Raw genomic sequence first — 1420 nt, 5'->3', positions numbered from 1 at the left:
CTTTGGTGTTGACCACTTTGTAGATGTTCGAGCTGTCACCGTAGTTGCCGTAATACATTTCATCGTCGTCTTCGAGAATGTCGAATACGCTGGATGAATCAGAGGCAAACGGGTGCTTAAACATGTCTCGCACGTCACTCTCTTTGGTATCAAAGTGGGTGGTGATTCGGAGTTTGTCACCAAACTTACCTTGGCCAAAATACGCTAAGCGACCTTGGTTGTAGATATCATCTTGATATTGGTCATCAACCGCCAATGCTGCCGAATTACCTGTGACTTTGTTTTTACCAATGTAGAAATCCGCCAAACCCGCTTGTACCCAATATTCATCCGGAATACGCACGTACAGTTGGTAACGTCGCTCTTCACCGCTATCAAATACCACACGAGTTGGGAATAGATAGGCGTCGGCTGGCAAGTATTGTTCGGCGTAAAGCTCGCCCTCTTCTACGTCAAATTCATCTTCACCAATCACCACTTTGTCGACACCTTTTAGTCCCGTACCCATAAACCTTGCCAGACCAGCCGAGGTAGGAATGTTGTGGCGCATCAACTGAGCTTTGCCAAGCTTACGGCTTTGATCTTCTTCACCATCATTCTTGTCGATGTCGACTTCAGAATCGGGTTCAACAAGATCGATCACACCGACACTTGTCACGTCCATGTGGCCGTCTTTATCAAACGCTTTTAAGCGAAACAGAAGCTGCGTGTTGGATTCAAATTGGTAGTCTTGATCGGTCTTGCCATCCCAAACGATGTTGAAATCGTTGGCAAATTGCTGACCTTCCACCACCGCCAGCGGAGACACCAAACCACGATCGCCACCGCGATACACTTCTAATTGGTAATGATCCACGTAGTAGCTGAAGTTGGTGGTGATAGCAAAACTCATCTCTTGCAGAGGTTTGCCGTTTCTGACTTCCACATTGCTGCTGATGCTCAGATCCAGCACCGGGTCAAAGCGCATGATGTCACGGCTAACCCAAATCGCACCTTGTTCCAGATAAATACGAGAATTGTCGGTTTGTTCATGCGTGTTAACTTCAATACCCAGTGAGTCACTGCCCAGCTTTTCTAACTGGCTGGTGTCTTTTGCGTACGATAGGATCGGCAACGCCGCCGCGATACATATCGTCAGTTTTGATTGTCTAAATCTAATCATAATTTTCTTGCTTAACCGTTGCAGTCAATGGCTGAGAACAAGCCCAGCCAACGTGTAAGTTACGAACGGTTAATCATCCCCACTGCTTTGAATACTGAAGTTAAATTTCGTCAGTTTGTTTGGTGTGATTCGTTGTACTTTCGGGTTTTCACTGATCACTTTCATACCCGTTGGTAGCGAGTCTGTGTCGACTTTGACCAAGAACTGCTTCCCTTTCTTATTCAACACCCACTGATCTGGAACATGGTATCGACCATA

Annotated in this window: 1 protein-coding gene and 1 pseudogene; both read right to left on the bottom strand. The window is 46.3% G+C overall.

The features are described from left to right. Positions 1 to 1162: pseudogene (locus tag R7P67_RS24325) on the bottom strand (hypothetical protein); the annotation flags it as partial. Positions 1163 to 1231: 69 nt separating this feature from the next. Then, positions 1232 to 1420 (bottom strand): hypothetical protein (locus R7P67_RS24320; protein ID WP_318086254.1); only part of this gene is annotated, 189 nt, incomplete at its 5' end.

Source organism: Vibrio sp. Vb0937, assembly GCF_033338855.1.
The sequence above is the reverse complement of the archived record's forward strand: the minus strand, read 5'-3'. Positions and strand labels throughout refer to the sequence as shown.